Origin of the sequence: Methylobacterium tarhaniae (genome assembly GCF_001043955.1) — a bacterium.
Lineage (GTDB): Bacteria > Pseudomonadota > Alphaproteobacteria > Rhizobiales > Beijerinckiaceae > Methylobacterium > Methylobacterium tarhaniae.
The window spans coordinates 16,802-37,573 of record NZ_LABZ01000122.1; the positions used below are offsets into that span (position 1 = coordinate 16,802).

The window sequence follows — 20,772 nt, forward strand, 5'->3', positions numbered from 1 at the left end:
GTTCGATCGATGCCCCGACAAGGGCATTTCCCGGAACGTTCGGCTCCGACCGTTAACAGCTCCTTACCGGAATGCCGGCTGGCGGCGGAATTCTGTGGCGCCGGCGCCCCATGCCGAGGAGAATCCCGCAATGGGATCGCTCCCAAAGACCTGTGGATAACGAAAAATTAACCATAACCTCAAGTCGAGCTTGGCGCAGGGTGGGACGACCGCGCTTGCCGGAGTTTAAGCTCCCATGAACCTTTCGCCCTCCGCCCTCGAGAATCTCCAGACCCTGGTGCTCGGCCTCGCCTTCGCGGGCCTGCTGGCGAGCGCCTTCGAATGGGCGACGGCACGGCGCGCGAGCTTCGGCCTCCTGTCGAGCGGCGGCCTCGTGGCGCTCGCCTCCCTGCCGATCCTCGCCTTCGGGGCGCCGTTCATCATCCTGCGCAACACCGTACGCGGCCGGCGGATCGAGGGACGGCCGATCCCCTTCGTGATGCTGGCGACCATGCTCGCCTGCGGCTGGAGCCTGGTCTCGGGCCGGGTCGTGCTCGACCTCGCCCATCTGGTCTCGGGCGCCTGAGGCGCCCATCGCAGGGCGGGTCCGCTCTCGCCCGCGCGAGCGCGTCTTGACCTAAGGGAAGACGCGCCCTTACTCGCACGCAGCCCTCGATCACGGGATGCGTGTCGCCATGCCGATCGCTCTCCTCGCTCTCTGCCTGAACGTCGCCCTCGCCGTCCACGCCGCGAAGACCGGGCGGTTCTCACCCTGGGGCTGGATCATCATCCTGCTGCCGCCCCTCGGCGGCATCGCCTACGTCCTCGTCGAAGTGCTGCCGGACCTCCTCGGCTAGCCCCGCGGGCAATCGGCCCAGCGCGCGATCGCCCGGAGCGTGAACCCCGAGAAGACCTACCGGATCCTGCGCGATCGGCTCGCGGATGCCGACACCGTCGCCAACCGGGCGCGCTTCGCCGAGGAATGCGCCGCCCTGAGCAAGTGGCAGGAGGCCTGGGAGCAATACGACGAGATCGTCCGGCGGCCGAGCGGCGACGAGCCGGTCTTCCATCTCGGGCGTGCCGAGGCCGGCCTGGAACTCGGCCGTTCCGCCGATGCGCTCGCCGAACTCGAAGCGCTCAAGGTGCGGGAGCCCGATCACGACAGCCCGCGCGGGCGCATGCTCCACGCCCGGGCCCTGGCCGCGACCGGCCGGATCGACGAGGCCCTCGACGCTTTCGAGACGATCTCGCAACGCGACCACAGCTACGAGGCGCGCGCCCGGCTCGCGGCCCTGCTGTCCGAGACGGGTCGAGCCGACGAGGGCCGGCGCCCGGCGCAGGAGATCCTGGACCGGCTGCGCCGCGCTCCCGCCCACGTCCGCAAGCTCCAGGGCGAATCGGGCCGCCTCGCCGAGGACGTCCTGCGCCGGACCTGATTCGTCTCGGGTCCGTCGATCCGGTCAGCGATTCGCCGTGGTGATCGGCGACGCGACGCCGTTGAGCGACACCCAGGCGAGGCCGTCCTGGCCCTCGCGCTTCACGTAGGTATAGCCGGTGCGCTGCCAGGGCAGGATCGCGTTGGTCTTGTTGTCGAGGATGTAGTCGCCGCGATCGGTGCGGACCATCAGGACCGCGTGGCCCTCGCCGATCTCGTCGATCACCACGGTCATGCGCAGGGCCCGGCGGGCGAGGCCGCGTTCCACCAGCATGCGGCGCTTGAGGAGCTGGTAATCCTCGCAATCGCCCTGGCCGTCGTCGGGAAAGTCCCAACGGTCGACCACGCCCCAATGATCCTGGTCGATCATTGGCCGGATGCGGCCGTTGACGCGCCGGTTCACCGCCGTGAGGGTGCGCCAGAGGGACGGCGTCATCGTCAGCGTGGCCGGCTCGCTGGTATTGACGGCGCATTCCGCCGGATAGCGGTTGCAGAAATCGGTCCAGGCGCTGACGGGCTTCGCCGCGCCGCCGCGCTCGATCGCCGCGCTGGCATCGGGCAGGGCCGCGAGGGTCTGCGTCTGTCCCTGTGTGGTGGCGCCGCCGATCAGCAGCAGCGTACCGAGAAGTCCCAGCTGCGCCGCCCGGGCGCCGCGCTTCAGGAGGCCCTGGCGATCGACATGCCGCACATCGACATGGCTCGCCCGGCCGAGGCCGTCCATCACTGCCCGCATTGCCCCATCGACTCTAGCTTGGTTCTTGCATCCAAGCTGCCACGGGGCCGGACGGCGCTCAACCGAAAAATTTAAACCCTGGTAAACGCGCGTGCCGCACTTTGGTTCCAATTCGACACGCAGATTTTTCGAGTGATTCGGCGTCTCACCGGTTGGCGGTGACGGTCGGGGCGGTGGCGCCGCCGAGCGAGACCCAGGCGGTCGCGTCCTGCGATTCGCGCTTGATGAAGGTGTAGCCGGTCTTGTGCCAGGGCAGCACGGCGCTGGTCTTGTTGTCGAGGACCAGATCGCCGCGGTCGGTGCGCAGCATCAGCACGGCGTGGCCCTCGCCCTTCTCGTCGATCACCACCGTCATCCGCATCGCCCGGCGCGGCAGGCCGGCCTGGGCCAGCAGCTTGCGCTTGAGGAGCTGGAAGTCCTCGCAATCGCCCGAGCCGTCCTCGGCGAGGTCCCAGCGGTCCGGCACGCCCCAGTGCTCCTGGTCGGTGACGGCGCGCAGGCTGGTATTCACCTGGCGGTTGATGCCGGTGACCGTGTGCCACAGCCGCGGGGTCAGCGTGACCTGCGCCGGCTCGCCCGGATCCACCGCGCATTCCGAGGCGTAGCGCGCGCAGAACTCGACCCAGCCGACGATCGGCCGGGCATGGCCGAGATCCGGGGCGCCGGCGCTCGGCATCGGCAGGGCGGCGAGGGTCTGGGCCGCCGCCCCGTCGCCCTGGGCCGACACGAGTGCCGCCGAGAGCATGCCTGCGCCGACCAGAACCCGCTTCACCCGCTGTCCGAAACCCGTGGTCATCTGCGCCTTCCCCTTCGTTACGAAGGAGAATGGCCCTCGACCTGCTCGGCCGCGCTGAAATGGATCCGCGCAATTTTATCGATCGGCCCGCCCGAGGACCGGCCCCGCGAACACGCCCAAGACCTCGCTCAACTGATCCGGCGAAAGCCGCGTGACGCGTTAACGGGTCGAAGACCTTAACCGGACGTTCCGGGCTGGATCGGCGCCTGGTAGGACAGGCCCATATCCCACGGGAAATAGATCCAGGTGTCCTGGCTCACCTCGGTCACGAAGGTGTCGATCAGCGGCCGGCCGGCGGGCTTGGCGTAGACCGTGGCGAAATGGGCCTCCGGCAGCATGGCGCGCACCACCTGGGCGGTCTTGCCGGTATCGGTCAGGTCGTCGAGGACCAGCACGCCACGGCCCTGGCCGTCGCCGATGGCCCGGATGCTCGGGGCCACGTCCTTCAGCACCTGGAGGGAGCCCTGCTCCTGGTAATCGTGGTAGCTCGCCACGCACACGGTCTCGATCAGCCGGATGCCGAGCTCGCGCGCCACGATCGCGGCCGGCACCAGGCCGCCGCGGGTGATGCACACGATGGCCTCGAACGGGCCGGCGCCGGCGAGCCGCCAGGCCAGCGCCCGGGCGTCGCGGTGGAACTGGTCCCAGGAGACCGGGAAAGCCTTGTCGCTCGGAGCAGCCATGGTGATTCAGGTCCGTTCGGCTTGCAGGCGCGCCAGAAGCGCCTCGATCTCGGTGCGCGCCGCGGCCATGGCCTCCGGCTCGCGTCCGCGCACCACGATCTGGTTGCGGAAACCCGCCGGCGTCATCGACGGGTAGGAGCCGATCGAGACGCCGGGATGCGCCTTGGCGATGGCCGCCAGGCCTTCCGCATAGCCGCCCTCCGGCAGGTTGCCGGCCTCGATCGTCTCGGCATTCACCCGCGCCCCGGTCTTGAGCCGCGGGGCGACCGCATCGAGCATCGCCTGCATGATCGACGGCACGCCCGCCATCACGATCACGTTCTCGATCATGAAGCCCGGCGCCTTCGAGATCGGGTTCTCGATCAGCTCGGCGCCGAACGGGATGCGGGCCATGCGCAGGCGGGCCTCGTTCAGGTCCTCCGGCTTGATCCGCTCGAGCAGCATCGCCTTCGCCCGCGGATCGACGTCGATCCCGACGCCGAGGGCGTCCGCGACGCAATCGGCCGTGATGTCGTCGTGGGTCGGCCCGATCCCGCCCGTGGTGAACAGGTAGGTGTAGCGGCCTCGCAGGGCGTTCACCGCCGCCACGATCTCCTCGGCCACGTCCGGCACCACCCGCACCTCGCGCAGGTCGATGCCCGAATTGGTCAGGTACTCGGCGATGTAGCCGATGTTCTTGTCCTTGGTGCGTCCGGACAGGATCTCGTCGCCGATGACCAGGATGGCGGCCGTGACCGGGGCAGGGCTGGCGTCAGGCATCTGGGTGGTTCTCTTGGCTGCCGCCGCAGCGGCGGCATGGTTGACGCCCGCCTTATCGCGGCGCTCCCCGGGGCTCAAGCGTGACACCTCGGCGGCTCCCGGGTAAGCGCCGGGAATGCCCATCACGATCGCTTTCCCATGCGCTTCCCGGGTCCGCTGACCGAGGGGCGGCTGGTGCGCCGCTACAAGCGCTTCCTCGCCGATATCGAGCTCGCCGACGGTGCCCTCGTCACCGCGCATTGCGCCAATCCGGGGGCGATGCTGGGGCTCGTCGAGCCCGGCCGGCCGGTGCTGCTCTCGGCCTCCACCAACCCGGCCCGCAAGCTCGCCTGGTCGTGGGAGCTGGTCGAGGCGGACCTGCCCGGCGGGCCGCAATGGGTCGGCATCAACACCGCCCGGCCGAACGCCCTGGTGGCGGAGGCCTTTCACGAAGGCCGCCTTCCGCCGCTCGCCGCCGCCACCTCCTGGCGGGCGGAGGTGCCCTACGGCCGTGCGAGCCGCGTCGATTTCCTGGCCGGCGACGCGGCCGGCCCGATCCATGTCGAGGTGAAGAACTGCCACCTGATGCGCCGCCCCGGCCTCGCCGAGTTCCCGGACTGCGTCGCCGCCCGCAGCGCCCGCCACATGGACGAGCTCGCGGAGGTGGTGCGCCTGGGCGGCCGCGCCCTGGTGATCTGGGTGGTGCAGATGCGGGCCGCGCGTTTCGCGGTCGCGGGCGACCTCGACCCGGGCTTTGCCGCCGCGTTCCGGCGCGCCCGGGCGGCGGGGGTCGCCGCCCACGCCTTCGCGTGCCGGATCGATCGAAGCGAGGTGACGATCGGGACGGAGATCCCGATCGTCGAATGAGACGTCACCAGCGCCCGGGCCCGGGCTCGTCCTCCCAGTGCCGGCGGCGGTGCCAGGGCGGCGGGCCGCCCCAGCGCGGGCCGTCGCGGTAGCCGCCGTCGCGATAGCCGGGGCCGTCGTCGCACACCCGCACCCGGCGCACCACCTCGTCGCCGTCGGCGTCGATGCGGCGCTTGACGAAGGTCCGGCAGGATTCGGGGCCCTGCGCGAAGCGCGGCGGGGGCGGCGGCGCAGGGCGCCAGTCGCCCCGTCTCTCGAAGCGGGGCGGATCCTCATCGAAATCGGCGGCGGCGACCGGGCCCGCGAGGGCGAGAAGCGCCAGGGCACCGAGGGCGAGGCGGGTTGTCGAGCGCGAGGGACGCGCGGTCATGGCGGGCGAATCCTGGCAGTTGGAACCGTCGTGGCCAGCCTTCGGCCGGCACGACGGAGGCGGTGATGACCGCCGGCATGACAGCATCCTCGCGCCCCGGCGTTGAACCGCGGCTGAAGCCGCCGTTGTCGGGCAGACAGGAAGGGCGTGTGCCGCCCGCCTTCTCGTGGCTGAGGGAGGCCCGCGCCGACCAGGTTCCGGAGGTCTGTCCGGCCGGCCTGTCGACCGCATCAGCGGGGGCGGCAGATGACGACGGCTGGACGTGGCGGAAGGAAAGGCAAGATCCGGTCGTGTGATATCGCAGCACCGTCGCGCCGACTCGTTCGAAGGTTCCGGCTAAGCCCGAATGGATCTGCGCTGGAGGCGTCAGGCGCTGTGCGCCGGGTGCCTCGACCTCGGCATGTCGATCGCAAAGCGCCGGCACGATTGCTGATCCGGGCCGTACCCTCGCCTATGGTAAGCTCCGATTAGGTGTTCCGAGGCATCATGGCGGCGCCGGGGAGGACGTCGATCGTGAGCATCAAGAAACTTCTGTTCTTCTCCATCGTCGCGATCGGCGTGATCGCGTGTGGTCTGGCCGCCACCATGGCATTTCTCCATCGGTCCCGAACCGCGGAGATCGATCGCAGCGTCATCCGCCTCGACGTCGTGCGGGCCCTCGCGGCGATCCCCCAGGCGGTCAACATGGAGCGCGGCCTGTGGAGCTTGCTGCTCACGACGGCGTCGCTCGACGAGGCGGCGCGGCATTCCGGGCTCGCCGACCTGCGGCGCCGGTCCGACGAGGCCGTGGCGGCGCTCCGCCGGGCGGTCGATGCTGCCGCGATCCTGCCGGAGGCCGGCGCCCTCCAGGCGACGGCCAAGGAGATCGAGACCGGCTACGGTGCGGCCCGTGACCTGGCGCAGTCCCGGCTCGCCCTGCCGCCGGGACAGCGCGGCGATGCCGAGAGCGCCCTCGCCAAGGTGATGGCGGGGATCAACGACGCTGCCGCTGCGCCCGTCTCCGGCCTGACCCGCGAACTCGCGGCGGCGGACGGCAAGGCCCATCGCTGGGTCCTGATCGCCGGGACGGCCGGTGACCTGCGCGACATCGGCGGCCGGCAGGCCGGCTTCCTCCAGACCCTGATCGCTCCCCGCAAGCCGGTGACGCCCGAGCAGCGGATCGCGTTCTGGACGGCTCAGGGCCGCGTCGACCAGCTGCTCGCCGGCCTCGAGAGGACGACGGCCGATCCCACCGCCGGCGAGGCGGTCGCGGCGGCGATGGAGGGCCTGCGCCGCGGCTACGTCCAGACTTTCGCCGAGCTGAAGAAGGAGCTCGTCCCGCATTTCGACACCGGGGCCTTCCCGCTCGACGGCAATGCCTACCGCGAGCGGGCGGTCCCGATGTGGCCGTCGGTCCTGCGCCTGCGCGACACGGCCTTCGGCCGGGCATCCGCCATCCTGGCCGAGCGTCGCGCCGAGGCGCAGGAGGGCCTGGTCCTGTCGCTGGCCGCCCTCGCCGCCACGGTCGCGACCGGCATCGGCGTGCTGGTCCTCGCGGTCGTGCGGGTGATCCGGCCGCTGACCGGCATGACTCAGGCGATCGGCCGCGTGGCCAGGGGCGATCTGGAGGCCGAGATTCCCGGCACCGGGCGCCGGGATGAGATCGGCGCGATGGCGAGCGCCGTCGGCGTGTTCAAGGAGAGCCTGATCCGGAACCGGGCGCTGGAAGCGGAAGCCTCCGCCGCGCGGGCCGGCGATGCGTCGCGGCGCCGGGACGACCTGCACCGGGTCGCCGACCAGTTCGAGGGCGCGGTGAGCGAAGTCGTCGGCCACGTATCGCAGGCGGCGAGCGAGATGCAGGCCAACGCCCAGGTCATGGCGACCGCCGCCACGCGGGCGGCCGATCGCAGCCAGGCGGTCGCGGTGACCGCCGGACAGACCGCCGCCAACGTGCACACCGTCGCGGCGGCGGCCGAGGAGCTCGGCTCTTCGATCGCCGAGATCAGCCGGCAGGTGGACGGCTCGGCCGATCTCGTGCGGGTCGCCGCCGCCGAGGCGGCGCAGACGGTCCTGCTCGTGCAGGATCTCAGCGGCGCGGCGGCCCGGGTCGGCGACGTGGTGGCGCTGATCTCCTCGATCGCCAGCCAGACCAACCTGCTGGCCCTCAATGCCACCATCGAGGCGGCCCGGGCCGGCCCGGCCGGGCGCGGCTTCGCGGTCGTCGCCGCCGAGGTCAAGGAGCTGGCCGGGCAGACCGCCAAGGCCACCGACGAGATCACGAGCCAGATCTCGGCGATCCAGGCCTCGACCGGGCGGGCCGTGGGCGCCATCGACGGCATCACCGCGCGGATCGAGCAGATCAGCGGGGTGGCGACCGCGATCGCAGCGTCCGTGCAGCAGCAGGGCGCCGCGACTCACGAGATCGTCCGCAACGTCGCCGAGGCCGCCGCCGGAACGGGCGACGTCACCAGCACCATCGGCACGGTCGCCCGGATCTCGGAGGAGACCGGTGCCGCCGCCGCCGAGGTGCTGGCCTCGTCCTCGGCGATGTCGCGGCGGACCGAGCAGCTGACCGGCGAGGTCGCCCGCTTCCTGGCCACGATCCGGGCGGCCTGACGGTCCGGGGCCCGCGGCTTCACCGCGTCGCCGCCACCACGATCCGCGTCCGGCTGATGAAGGCGCGCGGGTCGGCACCCTGGTGGCCGTAGAGGTCGCGGGTCACGGTCACGGTCTTCGCCGCCAGCACCTTGCGGCACTCCTCCTTGACGAAGGTCTCGCCGAGCGGCGTCTCGTCGCCGGCGGGCTTGCCCTCGGCGCAGGTCCAGCCGTCCTCGCCCCAGTGGCCGCGGGCCTGGATGCCGAGGAGATGGCCTTTCTTGCGCAGGTAGAGCGGCACCGCGTCGTCGGTCTCGATCACCAGCCCGGCGACCCGGGCGTCGTCGCCGACGAGCAGCGTCAGGCGCGCCGGGTGGCCGGCGACCCGGGTGCCGTTGCGGGTGGTGTCGTCGGCATAGGAGAAGCCGATCGCGTGCCGGCCCGCCGCATCGGCCGGGCAGGCTCGCCAGTCGCCCCAGGCCGCCAGCGTGCGGGGCGGGCCTTCCCGGCAGGCGAGGTCGCCGTAGCCGGTGGGCGAGATCTCCGAGACCGGCATCCCGACCCGCAGGTCGCGCAGGTCCGCGCTCTCGGGGCCGGCCGCGAGCGCCGGGCCGGCGCAGAGGAGCGCGACGAGCGTCGCCCGCTCAATGCGAGGCCGTCGGCGCATCGGAGCCCTCCTTCTTGCGGTAGATGTCGCAGGCCCGGGAGGTCGCGCCGAAGAAGGCCGTGCATTCCTCCAGATTCGGCTCGCCCTTGCCCTTGAGTTGGGTGACGACGTAGTTCGCGACCGCGTCGATCTCCGGGGCGCGCAGGAACACCGCCGTCTCCGGCGGCATGTTGCCGCCCATATCGGCCTTCAGCGAGTCGTAGCACTTCACCGTGTCGAAGGCGCCGCGCAGGTGGTAGGGCATGCCCGTGCCCGGACGGCCGCAGCGCACCACCTCGGCGACCTGCTCCTTGTCGAGCTGCGTCTTGCGCAGGGACAGGGCCTCGCCGCCATAGCCGCCCCCGCCGCCGCCATGCCACTTGTGGCAGCCGGAGCAGGCCTTCTTGAACACACCGAGTTCGCCCTCGCCCCCGGCGCTCCGGGCGCCTTGCGCCCAGGCCGCGCTCGAGGCGAGCACGAGGCCGGCGAGCAACGCCGGCAACACCATGTTCCGCATCCGCTTGCACCTCGTGAGCGGCGGGGCGCTCTCCTGCGCCCCGCCCGAAACACCATCCGATCAGAGCGCGAAGACGTAGAGCATCGAGCCGGTCTGGATGTTCTTCAGCTCCGGGGTCGAATCGATGAACCACTTGTCCCAGGCGCCGCCGAGGCCGACCAGGATCGCGACGTATTGCTTGCCGTCGACCGTGAAGGTCATCGGGGGGGCGTTGACGCCGCCGCCGGTGCGGAACTCCCACAGCTTCTCGAGGCTCTTGGCGTCCATCGCCATCACGCCGCCGGACGGCTCGCCGGTGAAGACGAGATCGGGCGTCGCCAGCATGCCGCCGAGCAGCGGGAACTGGGTCTCGTGCTTGCCGGCGACCTTGCCGGTCTTCACGTCGATCGCCGTCACGCTGCCGGTGATCCGGAACGGCTGGCTCGGCCCGCCGCCGGTGAAGAACTCCCGCGGCTTGAGGTTGGCCTGCGTCATCGCCTCGTGGGTGACGCGGTTGCAGCTCTCGATGACCGGAATGTACCAGTATTGCAGGTTCGGGTTGTAGGCGGTCGGCGGCCAGTTCTTGCCGCCCATGTTGCCGGGGCAGAAATCGGCGTTCTTGTTCTCGGCGCTCGGCGTCGCCGCCGGGTTGTAGCGCTGCACGTCCTTGTTCGGGTCGTACTCGAACGGCTTGCCGGTATCGGGGTTGATGCCCCTGGTCCAGGTCACCTTCTTGACGAACGGCGTCGCCCAGACGAACTGGCCGTTGGTGCGGTCGACGGCGTAGGCGAAGCCGTTGCGGTCGGCCTCGATCGCGAGCTTGCGCCCGCCGACGTCGACCAGCAGGTTCTCCGACACGCTGTCATAATCGTAGGGGTCGTTCGGCGTGTGCTGGAAGTGCCACTTGATCTTGCCGGTCGTGGCGTCGAGCGCCAGCGTCGAGTCGGTGTAGAGGTTGTCGCCGGGGCGGTAGGCGTTGTCCCAGTCCGGGCCCGGATTGCCGACGCCCCACACGATCGTGTCGGTATCGGGATCGTAGGTGCCGGTGACCCAGGTCGAGCCGCCGCCGCTGACGGCCGCGTTGTTCGGGCCCTTCCAGGTCTCGTAGCCCGGCTCGCCCTTGCCCGGGATGGTGTGGGTGCGCCACACCTCCTTCTCGGTCTTCAGGTCGGTGGCGGCGATCCAGCCGCGGATGCCGTACTCGGCGCCGCCGACCCCTGAGATCGCCATCCCCTTCACGATGAGCGGCGCGCCCGTGATCGTCTCGCCCTTGTCCGGGTCGGCGACCTGACGCTGCCACGCGACCTGGCCGTTCTCCTTGTTGGTGGCGATCAGGCGCCCGTCGAGGGTGTGGCTGACCACGAGGTCGCCCCAGAGCGCCACGCCGCGGTTGTTGACGCCGCAGCAGGCGACCGCACCGGCCCATTCGCGGTCGGTCTTGGGGTCCATCTTCCAGATGAGCTTGCCCTCGCCGCCGCGCGTGTCGATCTTGTAGACCGAGCCCCACCCGTCGGTGACGTACATCATGCCGTTCTCGACGATCGGCGTGCCCTCGAGCCCGCCATGGCTCCAGATGCCGCCGCCCTCGATGCCGCCGAGATGCATCGTCCAGGCGACCTTGAGATTCTTGACGTTGCCCTTGTTGATCTCGTTCAGCGTCGAGTAGCGGTGCCCGGCGTAGTTCTTGTGGTGCTGGATCCAGTTGCCCTCCTCCTTGTCGGCGTTCAGCAGGCGGTCCTGCGTCACGCCGTCGGCGGCGAGAGCCGGAGCGAGGGGGAGCGTGCCGGCCGCCAGGGCGGCGAGCGAGGTCGCGGCGAGGATGCGCCGCGCGGCGCGGGACTTCGTCATGGTGTCTCCTCCAAGCCGCCGTCTTTTGGTGTGTCGCCTCGGCGCGGGCAGCCTCGCGGCCGGGCGTGTTGTTAGGAAATTAAACCTAAATCCCGGCACCCCTGTCTCCCGGGCCGGGTCGTTCACGGGCCGGCGCCTGCCTTCAAGGGCCGGCGCGGACCTCCACCGGCACCTCGAGGGAGCCGGCCTTGCGGAAGCTCGCCGCGCAGGTGAAGCGCTCGCCCGCGGCGAGCGGCTGGCGGGTCTGGAGCAGCATCACGTGCATGCCCTCCGGCGTCAGCTCGGTCTCGCCCGCGGCCTTGAGGGCGATGGACTGGACCGGGCGCTTCGAGGGCGGGCCCTCGCCGCCCTTGTCCACCGTCACCCGCTCGCTGAAATTCGCGAAGGGGCAGCGGAACCGCAGCAGGGAATCGGCCTCGGCGGCGCGGTTCAGGATCGTCATCCGCAGCGGAATGTCGGACCCGACCTTCTCGGTGGGGGCGACGGAGGCGTGCAGCACGTCGATGTCGCCGGCAAGCACCGGGACGCAACCCAGCAGCAAGGCAACGGTCGCGCTCTGTGTCCAACAGAAGAAACGCGTCATCAACGGCATGGCGTCGCCGTCTCGGCGTCAAGACGCGACATGGATGCGGACATCCATTCACCTCCCTCCAGATGAGCTTCGCCTTTTTGCGGCGAATTGCTCGTGAGGGTAGCCGGCACCGGTGCTCCGTCAAGATCCGGGAATAAGACGCTCTTAAAAATCGCCCGCGACCGATGCACTCGGCTCCTGCGTCTGCCCCCCTCCCGCGGGCGGTCCGGCCGCGCTAGCTTGGAAGGTCGTGACGTGCAGCGAGGGAGATGGGCGATGGCGAAGACCGATCCGGAAGCCCCGCCGACCCGGGGCCGCTTCGACGTCGGGGCGATCGCCGCCGCCCTGCCGGACACCGCCGCGACGATGCTGGTCGACACCTACCTGACCGACCGCCCGGCGGCGAGCGCCCGGGTCTTCCGCGTCTACCGGCCGACGCCGGCCCACTACCACGAAGGCTGCGACGAGTACCTCTACGTGCTCTCCGGCCGGGGCACGTTCTGGATCGGCGACGCCGCGGACGAGGCGGAGTTCGGCCCGGGCCAGCTCCTGTTCTTCGAGCGCGGCGTGGTCCACGCCCTGCCGCGTCTGATCGAGGAGCCGGTGGTCTTCCTATCCGTCGACACGCCCCGGCGCGCGCCGACCGACGTGATCTTCGTCGATCCGGCGACCGGCACGCCCGAGGCCTTCATGGCCCGCAACGCCCCCGGCTCCGATCCGGCTTGACCTCCGGCGCCCCTCCCGCGATGCACGGCGCAACAACAGCGGGAGGACACGGTATGACGGGTGAGAGCAAGGTCGCGTTGGTCACCGGCGCGGCGCGGGGCATCGGGCTCGCGACGGCGCGGCTGTTCCTCGACGAGGGCTGGCGCGTCGCGCTCCTCGACATCGACGGCGAGGCGCAGGCGAGGGCCGCCGCGGAGCTCGGCCGGCCCGACCAGACCCTGGCGCTGACCGCCGACGTCGCCGACCCGGGGGCGGTGGCGGCCTCGGTCGCGGCGGTCGAGGCCCGTTTCGGCCGCCTCGACGCGTTGGTCAACAATGCCGGCACCGCGGTGTTCAAGCCGCTCCTCGACACGACGCATGCCGAATGGGCCCGGGTGCTCGCGGTCAACCTCACCGGCCCGTTCCTGTGCGTGCAGGCGGCGGCCCCCGTGATGGCGCGGGGCGGCGGCGGCGCGGTCGTCAACATCACGTCGATCTCGGGCCAGCGCGCCTCGACCCTGCGGGTCGCCTACGGCACCAGCAAGGCCGCGCTCAAGCACCTGACGAAGCAGCAGGCGGTGGAGCTCGCCCATCTGGGCATCCGGGTGAATGCCGTCGCGCCGGGCCCGGTGGACACCGCCATGGCCAAGCAGGTCCACAGCCCGGCGATCCGCGCCGATTACCACGACGCCGTGCCGCTCAACCGCTACGGCCTCGAGCGCGAGATCGCCGACGCCATCGTGTACCTGTGCGGTCCGCGGTCGAGCTACGTCACCGGCCAGACCCTGGCGGTGGATGGCGGGTTCGATGCGGCCGGCATCGGCCTGCCGACCCTCCGGCGGGACCTCGCGGCGCGGTGAGCCGGGCGGCCAGTTCGCCCGTCACCCCTTCTGCGGCCGCAGCACCCCGTCGCTGGTCTTCGGATCCGGCATCGGCGCTGTCGGCCGCACGGTGCCGGTCGCGTCCGGGTCGCCGGGCCGGACGCGCTCGGGCAGGGTCTCGTGCGGCGGCGGCATGTTCGGGGTCTGCTCGCGGCTGCGCTGCGGGCTGTCGATCAGCGGCTTGTCGGTCACCTGTGCCAGAACCGGCGTGGCGGCCAGGACGGCGAGCAGGATGAGACGGCTGGTGCCCCGGGTCATCGGGCTCTCCTCCGAAAGATGGCGGATGATCTTCCGAAGAAATCGCCTAGCGCCGAATCCGGTTCCCGACCCGGTCAGCGCAGGGCGAGCATGCCCAGGACCGCGTCGCCGACCATCCGCTTGTGGCGCAAGCGCAGTTCCGGCGCATCGAGATCGACGGAGAAGATCGCCCCGAAGGTGTGGCGGTTCGAGACCCGGAAGAAGCAGAGCGCGCTGATCATCAGGTGCACGTCGAGGGGATCGACGTCGGTCCGGAAGGTGCCCTCGCGCTGGCCGCGGGCGATGATGTCGGTGATGGTCTGGATCACCCCGAGGTTGAGCCCGCGGATCGTCTCCGAGGCCGACAGGTGCTCGCCCCGGTGGATGTTCTCGATGGCGACGAGGCGGATGAAGTCCGGATGGGCCTCGTCGTACTCGAAGGTGAACTCGACGAGGCGGCGGATCGCCTCGGCGGGCGCGAGATTGCCGAGGTCGAGATCGGCCTCGACCTGGCGGATGTCGGCGTAGGCTTTCTCCAGCACCGCGAGGTACAGGCCCTCCTTGCTGCCGAAGTAGTAGTAGATCATCCGCTTCGAGGTGCGGGTGCGCTCCGCGATGGCGTCGACCCGGGCGCCGCTGAGGCCGAAGCTGGCGAACTCCTCGGTCGCGACGGCCAGGATGTCGGCCCGCGTCCGCTCGGGATCCTTGGTGCGGGAAGAGGCGCGGGGCGTGACGGCGTCCATGATCTAACGGCTGCGGGCGGCGGGATGGCGTCTGCTCTACCATCCCGGCCGCCCCGGCGCATCGGCCGCTCAGGACATGTCTTCCCCCAACACCTCACGGGCCCAGCGGAAGGCGCCGTTCGCCGCCGGCACGCCGGCATAGATCGCGGTCTGGATCAGCAGCGCCTGCAGCTCGGACGGGGTGACGCCGTTGCGCAGGGCCGGGCGGACATGGAGCTTGAACTCCTCCTCGCGGCCGAGCGCCACCATCATGGCCAGCGTCACGAAGGAGCGGGTCTTCCACGGGATGCGCGGGTCGCCCCAGACCTCGCCCCAGGCGGTGCGGGTGATGAAGTCCTGCCACGGCCCGGCGAAGTCGCCGGCCGCCGCGAGCGAGCGCTCGACATGGGCCTCGCCGAGCACGCTCTTGCGGTTGGTGAGACCGGTCTCGAACGCCACCGCGCCGGTGGCCGCCTCGGGCGTCTCCCGATGCCGGTCGAGGAAGCCGAGGAGGTGGGCCGCGGTCGCCGCCGGCTGCTCGACGGAGAGGAGGTGGGCGGCCTTCGGCAGGATCACCAGCTCGGCCTGGGGGATGCCGTCGCAGATCTCCTGCGCCATGGCCGGCGGCGTCGCCGGGTCGTCGCGGCCGGCGATGACCAGGGTCGGGGCGGTGATCCGGCCGAGCACCGGGCGCAGGTCCATGCGGCCGATGGCGTTGCAGCAGACGGCGTAGCCGGCGGCGTCCGTGCCGACGAACTGCTCGCGCACCGGCGCCACCGCGTCGGGGGAGGAGGCCGGGAAGTCGGGCGTGAACCAGCGGGTCATCGTCGCCTCGACGATCGCCGCCGTGCCCTTCTCGCGCACCAGCTCGGCGCGCTCGTTCCACGACGCCTCGCTCGGCATGAAGGCGGCGGTGGCCATCAGGGTCAGGCTGACGACCCGGTCGGGGTGGCGGCTCGCCGCCGCCTGGCCGGTCATGCCGCCGAGCGACAGGCCGACCACGTGGGCGCGGGGGATGCTCAGCGCGTCGAGCAGGCCGATCAGGTCCTCGGCCAGGTCCTCGACCTCGATGCGCTGGTCGCGCACCTGCGAGGCGCCGTGGCCGCGGGTGTCGTAGCGCAGCACGCGGTAGCGGCCGCGCAAGGCAGGCACCAGCGGGTCCCACATCGCCAGCGAGGTGCCGAGCGAGTTGGAGAACACCACCACCGGCGCGCCGCTCGGGCCGGACAGCTCGTAGTTCAGAAGGGTACCGTTGGCCTCGATCTGGGGCATGGGATCCTCGGTCGGCGGGAGGGGCGTCAGATGGCGTGCAGGAAGGCGGCGAGGCGCGAGACTTCCGCCAGCGCCCGGTCGGCGGTGCGGGCCCCGGCGCGGATGGCGGGGCCGAGATCGAAGGCGGCATCGAAATCGGCGCTCGCCGCCTCGGGCCTTGCGCGCAACACCTCCTGGAGCGAGCCCTGCCCGTCGCGGACGGCGCCCGCGGCTTCCTCCACCAGGGCGTGGGCGGCCTTGGCGCCCAGCACCGGGCTCAGCCGGCTCGCGGCGGCATCGGCGAAGAGCAGGCCCTGCGTCACGTCGATGTTGCGGCGCATCCGCTCCGGGTCGGGCACCAGCCCCTGCGCGAGGCCGCGCGCCTCGCGGAGTGCGCCGGAGGCGAGGCCGAACAGGGTCGGCAGGGCGTGCCACTCGGCGTGCCAGGCGCCGGCCGGGCGCTCGTGCGCCGCCGCCATCCCGTCGAGGAGGGTCAGGCTCGTGCCCTTGGCGGCGCCGAAGGCGGAGAGGATCACCGTCGAGGAGACCGGGTTGCGCTTGTGCGGCATCGCCGAGGAGCCGCCGCGGCCCGGCACGTAGGGCTCGGCCACTTCCCCGACCTCGGTGGTGGCGAGGTGGGCGACGTCGGTGGCGAACTTGGCGAGCGCGCCCATCAGCAGGGCGAGCCACGAGCCGGTCTCGGCGATGCGGGCGCGCCGCGTGTGCCAGGGCGCGAGGTCCGGATGGAGGCCCAGCGCCTCGGCGAAGCCGTCTCCCACCGCCTCCGCCTTCTCGCCGAGCCCGCCGAGCGTGCCGACCGGGCCGCCGAGGGAGGCCGTCAGCACCCGGTCGCGCAAGGCGGGCAGCAGGGCCGCCACCTCGGCGATGCCGAGCGCCCAGATCGCCGCCTTGAAGCCGAAGGTGACGGGCGCCGCGTGCTGGCCGTAGGTGCGCCCGACGCAGGGAGTCTCGCGGTGCTGGCGGGCGAGTCCCGACAGCCCGTCGAGGATCGCCCGCAGGTCGGCCGCCACGAGGTCGAGGGCGTCGCGGACCTGGAGCACCAGGGCGGTGTCGGCGATGTCCTGGGTGGTGGTGGCCTTGTGGAAGGCGGGCTCCAGCTCAGGCGGCAGCGCCCCCTGCACCGCCTTCACGAACGGGATCACCGGCACGCCCGAGACGGCGGTGCGCCGGCCCAGAGCCGCCGGATCGAGCGCCTTCGGGGCGATCGCTTCGATGGCGACGCTAAGGGAGGCCGGCACCAGGCCGGCCTCCGCCTGCGCCCGCGCCAGGGCCGCCTCGGCCCGCAGCATCGCCGCGACCCGGGCCTCGTCGGCGAAGACGGCGCGCATCGCGTCCGTGGCGAAGAGGGGCCCGAGCAGGGCGGAGTCGAGGGCCGAGAGCGTCATCGGATCAGGCCGCTGGCTTCAGGTGCAAGGGCTTCAGGTGGAGGAGGGCGCGGGCCTCCGCCGGGGTCGCGACCTTGCGGTTGTGGCGGGTCACCATCTCGGCCGCCAGGGACACCAGCTCGGCATTGCTCGCCGCCAGGCGGTCCTTGGTCACCCGGATGTTGTCCTCGAGGCCGGTGCGGACCGCGTCGGCGCCGCGGGCGAGCGCCCAGCCCATGACGCGGGCCTGCTCGCGGCCGATGCCGGCGGCGGTCCAGGTCGCGCCCGGGATCACCCGGCGGGTCTCGGCGAGCAGGATGTCGAGCAGGTGCTCGTCGGCCGGCATCGCGTTCTTCACGCCCATCACGAACTGCACGTGCGGGTGGGCGTCCATCAGCCCCTCCTCGATCAGCCTCTTGGCGCCGTGGATGTGCGACAGGTCGAAGATCTCGATCTCGGGCCGGATGCCGTTCTTGTGCATCGCGCCGGCGAGGTCGTTCACCAGGGTGGCGTGGTTCTCGTAGACGATGCTCGGGAAGTTGACCGAGCCGGTCGAGAGCGAGGCCATGTCGGGCCGGTGCACCAGCGAGAGGCCGCGCGCGCTCGGGTCGCGGCCGCGGCCGCCGGTCGAGAACTGCACGATCATGCCGGGGCAGTGCTTGCGCACGCCCTCCTGCACCGCCGCGAACTTGTCCGGGTCGGACGAGGGCGACTCGTCGTCGTTGCGGACGTGGATGTGCACGAGGGTGGCGCCGGCTTCAAAAGCCTGGTGGGTGGATTCGATCTGCTCCGCGACGGTGGTGGGCACTGCCGGGTTGTCCTTCTTGCGCGGGACGGAGCCGGTGATCGCGACCGCGATGACGACGGGGTTCATGGGGGTCTCCTGGGTTTTCCTCTGCTCTGCCGCCTCGACGAGGCGTGAGAGCGCAGCTGAGTGATGGTCGTCCTCTCCTTCCCACCCGCACCTCAGGATGAGGTCGTGGGTGGGATGAGGCGTCGTGTGTCAGGCGGGTGAGGCGAACCTCACACGTCGAAGAACACGGTCTCGTTCGGCCCCTGCAAATAGATGTCGAAGACGTAGACCGCCTTCCCATCGCGCTCCTCACGCTTCGCCAGGAGGCTGTCGCGCAACGGCCCGCGCTCGACGAGGTTCAGCACCGGATCGTTGGCATTGGCCTCGGCCTCGTCGGCGAAGTAGAGCCGGGTCTGCAGGCCGATATTGATGCCGCGGGCGGCGATCCAGAGGTTGATGTGCGGCGCCATCGCGCGGTGACCTTTCCGGCCGTCGACGGGGCCGGGCTTCACCGTCTCGAAGAACCAGACACCGGTATCGAAGTCCGAGCCGGTGCGGCCCCAACCCCGGAAGGTCTCGTCGAGGGGCTTGCCCTCCTGGCGGTCGGCCGGGTGGTTGTAGCGGCCGGCGGCGTTGGCCTGCCAGATCTCGAGGAAGGCGTCGCGGACCAGCGAGCCGGCGCCGTCGAACACCCGGCCCTCGATCCGGATGCGCTCGCCCTGGGTCTCGGGGCCGGTCAGCACGTTCGAGAAGTTGTTCTCGAAGATGTCGAACCCGGCCTGGTGCGGGATCAGCCCGATATGGACGTAGGGACCCGCGGTCTGCGACGGGGTCTCCTGCAGGCGGGTGGGAAGCGGCTGGACCATCGTCTCAGTTCCCCTGGAGCTTGTTCTCGAACAGCGTCTGCTGGCGGCCCCGCAGCACGATGTCGAACTTGTAGGCGAGCATGTCGAGCGGCACCGCGGCGCCGAGGTCGAGGGGAGCGATCAGCCGCTCGGCGGCCGAGCGGTCGGGGATGCCGAGCACCATCGGGTCGCGCCAGATCAGCGGGTCGCCTTCGAAGTACATCTGGGTGATGAGGCGCTGGGCGAAGCCGGAGCCGAACACCGAGAAGTGGATATGCGCCGGGCGCCAGGAATTGAGGTTGTTGCGCCAGGGATAGGGCCCGGGCTTGATCGTGCGGAAATAGTAGAAGCCGTGCTCGTCGGTGATCGTCCGGCCGCAGCCGCCGAAATTCGGGTCGATCGGCGCGAGGTAGCGGTCGTTGCGGTGGCGGTAGCGCCCGCCCGCATTGGCCTGCCAGAACTCGACCAGGGTGTGGGGGATGCCGCGGCCGTTCTCGTCGCGGACATGGCCGTGGACGAAGATCCGCTCGCCGATCGGCTCGCCCTCGCGGGCGTAGTTGAGGATCAGGTCGTTGTCGAGCGGGCCGAGTTCCGAGTGGCCGAAGGCCGGGCCGGTCACCTCCGACAGGGAGGATTGCAGCGACAGCATCGCCCGGCGCGGCGAGCGCAGCACGCTGGTCTTGTAGTCCGGCGTGAAGGCCGGCGGGTGGATCGAGCGGTCCCTCTGCAGGAACTCGCTGTCGACTTGGCTCATCGTCTCCTCCTCATGATGTCCGGCGCCGAGCCTCGCGAGGCCGCGCGCGGAGGGCGGTCGTGTCGGTTGTCAGTGGCTCAAGGCCTCGCTCTTCGCCGCCACCGGATCGGTAGCAGCTTCCGGGTAGGCGAGCCATTTGATCAGGAGCGCTGCCGCGGAGATCAGGGCCGCCGCGGCGACGATCGTGAAGATGCTGGAAAAGCTCAGCTCGCGGCGCGACAGTTCGCCGACCAGGAACGATCCGGCGATGCCGCCGAAACGGCCGAGGCCGAGCATCCAGGCGACGCCGGTGGCCCGCCCGCTGGTCGGATAGAAGGCGGCGGCGAGCGCCGGCAGCGAGGACTGGGCCGTGTTCATCAGCGTGCCGGCGACCAGCACCACGACCGGCAGCACCGCGACCGCTCCGGTGGTGCGGCCGATGGCGTAGACCGCTCCCGCCGTCAGGGCGAAGCAGACCGCGATGACGAGGTTGCCGTTGAGCCGGTCCATCAGCCAGCCGGAGAAGATCGCCCCGAGGCCGCCGAGGGGAAACAGGGCGGTGATCAGCGCCGCGGTTCCGGGCGTGAGGCCGGCGTCGCGGAAGAGGATCGGCATCCAGTTGATCAGGGCGTAGAAGATCACCAGGCCCATGAAGTAGGCGATCCACAGCATCGCCGAGCCGACGAGATAGCGGCGCGACAGCACCACGCCGATGCTGCCGGTCCGGCCCTGCGGGGCCGGTGCGCTCTCGCGCAGGGTGAAGGCGGTCGCCGCGGAGGCCGAGGCCGAGATCCGGCCGAGCACGGCGCGGATGCGCTCCACCGCGGCGCCCTTGGCCACCATGTGCCGGACCGATTCCGGCAGCAGCCAGACCAGCAGCACGACGAGGACGAGCGGCACGACCCCGCCGAGGACCAGCACGCTGCGCCAGCCGAGATGCGGCACCATCCAGGCGGCCAGGAAGCCCCCGAACGCCGCCCCGAGGGGGAAGCCGCAGAACATGGCGTTGGTGAGCGTGGCGCGACGTCCTTCGGGGCAGTACTCGCTCATCAGGGTGACGGCGTTCGGCATCGCGGCCCCGAGCCCGAGCCCGGTGGCGAAGCGCCAGGCCACGAGCTGGGTCAGGTCGCCCGAGAAGGCGGAGGCGAGGCAGGCGGCGCCGAAGACCAGCACCGAGACCACGAGCACGGCCTTCCGCCCGAAGCGGTCGGCGAGGGGACCGGCCGACAGCGCGCCGAAGGCGAGGCCGAACAGGGCCGCGCTCAGCACCGGCGCCAGGGCCGGACGCGCGATCCCCCATTCGGTGATCAGCGACGGTGCGATATAGCCGATCGCCGCCGTGTCGAACCCGTCCAGAAGGACGATGAAGAAGCAGAGTGCGAAGATCGTCCACTGAAATGCAGAGAACGGATGTTCATTGATAAAGGATTGAACATCGACGTTGTGGGGCCGTGACACCGTCATTCCTCCCGAAGGGTTTGTGT

At 71.1% G+C, this 20,772-nt stretch carries 25 protein-coding genes; 8 read left to right on the top strand and 17 right to left on the bottom strand.

Features of this window, described 5'->3' with window-relative positions; all coding sequences use genetic code 11:
- The first annotated feature begins 235 nt into the window (after positions 1–235).
- From VQ03_RS16945 to VQ03_RS16950, 3 genes are all read left to right on the top strand, one after another.
- Positions 236–565 (top strand): DUF6949 family protein, encoded by a 330-nt coding sequence (locus VQ03_RS16945; RefSeq protein WP_048452072.1) that lies wholly within the window; start codon positions 236–238, stop codon positions 563–565.
- A 109-nt stretch (positions 566–674) separates the two neighbouring features.
- Positions 675–836 carry a hypothetical protein gene (locus tag VQ03_RS33105; protein WP_157064139.1) on the top strand — a complete coding sequence of 54 codons (162 nt, stop codon included), beginning with the start codon at positions 675–677 and terminating at the stop codon, positions 834–836.
- 39 nt (positions 837–875) lie between these two features.
- Positions 876–1,415 carry a BTAD domain-containing putative transcriptional regulator gene (locus VQ03_RS16950; protein ID WP_053078619.1) on the top strand — a complete coding sequence of 180 codons (540 nt, stop codon included), beginning with the start codon at positions 876–878 and terminating at the stop codon, positions 1,413–1,415.
- Between the two features lie 24 nt (positions 1,416–1,439).
- On the opposite strand, the gene VQ03_RS16955 is transcribed toward VQ03_RS16950, so the two are convergent.
- The 4 genes from VQ03_RS16955 to VQ03_RS16970 form a co-directional block, all read right to left on the bottom strand.
- Positions 1,440–2,147, bottom strand: a complete 708-nt coding sequence (locus tag VQ03_RS16955; RefSeq protein WP_048452073.1) for a transglutaminase-like cysteine peptidase — start codon at positions 2,145–2,147, stop codon at positions 1,440–1,442.
- Positions 2,148–2,292: 145 nt separating this feature from the next.
- Entirely contained in the window at positions 2,293–2,943 is a 651-nt protein-coding gene (locus VQ03_RS16960) for a transglutaminase-like cysteine peptidase (RefSeq protein WP_048452074.1), read from the bottom strand.
- A gap of 176 nt (positions 2,944–3,119) precedes the next feature.
- Positions 3,120–3,626 (bottom strand): xanthine phosphoribosyltransferase, encoded by a 507-nt coding sequence (gpt, locus tag VQ03_RS16965; protein WP_048452075.1) that lies wholly within the window; start codon positions 3,624–3,626, stop codon positions 3,120–3,122.
- Between the two features lie 6 nt (positions 3,627–3,632).
- Positions 3,633–4,385: a competence/damage-inducible protein A gene (locus VQ03_RS16970; RefSeq protein ID WP_048452143.1), complete on the bottom strand. Its 753-nt coding sequence runs from the start codon at positions 4,383–4,385 to the stop codon at positions 3,633–3,635.
- A gap of 138 nt (positions 4,386–4,523) precedes the next feature.
- Between VQ03_RS16970 and sfsA the strand changes: the two genes are divergently transcribed.
- A complete protein-coding gene (gene sfsA, locus VQ03_RS16975; protein WP_048452076.1) occupies positions 4,524–5,231 on the top strand; it encodes a DNA/RNA nuclease SfsA in 708 nt (235 codons plus the stop codon).
- A gap of 4 nt (positions 5,232–5,235) precedes the next feature.
- Here sfsA and VQ03_RS16980 read toward each other — a convergent pair whose 3' ends face one another.
- On the bottom strand, positions 5,236–5,601 hold the full coding sequence (locus VQ03_RS16980; RefSeq protein ID WP_053078620.1) for a hypothetical protein: 366 nt from the start codon (positions 5,599–5,601) through the stop codon (positions 5,236–5,238).
- A 65-nt stretch (positions 5,602–5,666) separates the two neighbouring features.
- On the opposite strand from VQ03_RS16980, the gene VQ03_RS33110 reads away from it, so the two are divergent.
- Positions 5,667–5,897 carry a hypothetical protein gene (locus VQ03_RS33110; protein WP_157064140.1) on the top strand — a complete coding sequence of 77 codons (231 nt, stop codon included), beginning with the start codon at positions 5,667–5,669 and terminating at the stop codon, positions 5,895–5,897.
- A gap of 217 nt (positions 5,898–6,114) precedes the next feature.
- A complete protein-coding gene (locus VQ03_RS16985) occupies positions 6,115–8,196 on the top strand; it encodes a methyl-accepting chemotaxis protein (RefSeq protein ID WP_048452145.1) in 2,082 nt (693 codons plus the stop codon).
- A gap of 19 nt (positions 8,197–8,215) precedes the next feature.
- Here VQ03_RS16985 and VQ03_RS16990 read toward each other — a convergent pair whose 3' ends face one another.
- The 4 genes from VQ03_RS16990 to VQ03_RS17005 all read right to left on the bottom strand — a co-directional run bounded on the left by VQ03_RS16990 (position 8,216) and on the right by VQ03_RS17005 (position 11,706).
- Positions 8,216–8,842, bottom strand: a complete 627-nt coding sequence (locus VQ03_RS16990) for a hypothetical protein (protein ID WP_048452077.1) — start codon at positions 8,840–8,842, stop codon at positions 8,216–8,218.
- On the bottom strand, positions 8,820–9,329 hold the full coding sequence (locus tag VQ03_RS16995) for a c-type cytochrome (protein WP_048452146.1): 510 nt from the start codon (positions 9,327–9,329) through the stop codon (positions 8,820–8,822). The genes VQ03_RS16990 and VQ03_RS16995 overlap by 23 nt, the downstream gene beginning before the upstream one ends.
- Positions 9,330–9,398: 69 nt before the next feature.
- A complete protein-coding gene (locus tag VQ03_RS17000) occupies positions 9,399–11,165 on the bottom strand; it encodes a PQQ-dependent dehydrogenase, methanol/ethanol family (RefSeq protein WP_048452078.1) in 1,767 nt (588 codons plus the stop codon).
- 142 nt (positions 11,166–11,307) lie between these two features.
- Positions 11,308–11,706: a copper chaperone PCu(A)C gene (locus tag VQ03_RS17005; RefSeq protein WP_167376105.1), complete on the bottom strand. Its 399-nt coding sequence runs from the start codon at positions 11,704–11,706 to the stop codon at positions 11,308–11,310.
- A 306-nt stretch (positions 11,707–12,012) separates the two neighbouring features.
- Between VQ03_RS17005 and VQ03_RS17010 the strand changes: the two genes are divergently transcribed.
- Together VQ03_RS17010 and VQ03_RS17015 are read left to right on the top strand one after the other, a co-directional pair.
- The gene (locus VQ03_RS17010; RefSeq protein WP_048452079.1) at positions 12,013–12,462 is read left to right on the top strand and encodes a cupin domain-containing protein; all 450 of its coding nucleotides are present in this window, start codon (positions 12,013–12,015) and stop codon (positions 12,460–12,462) included.
- Between the two features lie 53 nt (positions 12,463–12,515).
- Entirely contained in the window at positions 12,516–13,301 is a 786-nt protein-coding gene (locus VQ03_RS17015; RefSeq protein WP_048452080.1) for an SDR family NAD(P)-dependent oxidoreductase, read from the top strand.
- Between the two features lie 21 nt (positions 13,302–13,322).
- Here VQ03_RS17015 and VQ03_RS17020 read toward each other — a convergent pair whose 3' ends face one another.
- The 8 genes from VQ03_RS17020 to VQ03_RS17055 all read right to left on the bottom strand — a co-directional run bounded on the left by VQ03_RS17020 (position 13,323) and on the right by VQ03_RS17055 (position 20,752).
- Positions 13,323–13,580, bottom strand: coding sequence for a hypothetical protein (locus VQ03_RS17020; protein ID WP_157064142.1), 258 nt, complete (start codon positions 13,578–13,580; stop codon positions 13,323–13,325).
- Between the two features lie 74 nt (positions 13,581–13,654).
- On the bottom strand, positions 13,655–14,302 hold the full coding sequence (locus tag VQ03_RS17025; protein WP_048452081.1) for a TetR/AcrR family transcriptional regulator: 648 nt from the start codon (positions 14,300–14,302) through the stop codon (positions 13,655–13,657).
- A gap of 69 nt (positions 14,303–14,371) precedes the next feature.
- Complete coding sequence (gene pcaDC, locus VQ03_RS17030) at positions 14,372–15,553, bottom strand: bifunctional 3-oxoadipate enol-lactonase/4-carboxymuconolactone decarboxylase PcaDC (protein ID WP_048452082.1); 1,182 nt, start codon at positions 15,551–15,553, stop codon at positions 14,372–14,374.
- Between the two features lie 26 nt (positions 15,554–15,579).
- Positions 15,580–16,938 carry a class-II fumarase/aspartase family protein gene (locus tag VQ03_RS17035; RefSeq protein WP_048452083.1) on the bottom strand — a complete coding sequence of 453 codons (1,359 nt, stop codon included), beginning with the start codon at positions 16,936–16,938 and terminating at the stop codon, positions 15,580–15,582.
- 4 nt (positions 16,939–16,942) lie between these two features.
- A complete protein-coding gene (locus VQ03_RS17040) occupies positions 16,943–17,791 on the bottom strand; it encodes a 3-oxoadipate:acetyl-CoA acetyltransferase (protein ID WP_048452084.1) in 849 nt (282 codons plus the stop codon).
- Positions 17,792–17,940: 149 nt separating this feature from the next.
- Entirely contained in the window at positions 17,941–18,576 is a 636-nt protein-coding gene (pcaG, locus tag VQ03_RS17045; RefSeq protein ID WP_048452085.1) for a protocatechuate 3,4-dioxygenase subunit alpha, read from the bottom strand.
- Between the two features lie 4 nt (positions 18,577–18,580).
- Entirely contained in the window at positions 18,581–19,309 is a 729-nt protein-coding gene (gene pcaH / locus VQ03_RS17050) for a protocatechuate 3,4-dioxygenase subunit beta (RefSeq protein ID WP_048452086.1), read from the bottom strand.
- Between the two features lie 69 nt (positions 19,310–19,378).
- Positions 19,379–20,752, bottom strand: coding sequence for an MFS transporter (locus VQ03_RS17055; protein ID WP_048452087.1), 1,374 nt, complete (start codon positions 20,750–20,752; stop codon positions 19,379–19,381).
- Between the last annotated feature and the right edge of the window lie 20 nt (positions 20,753–20,772).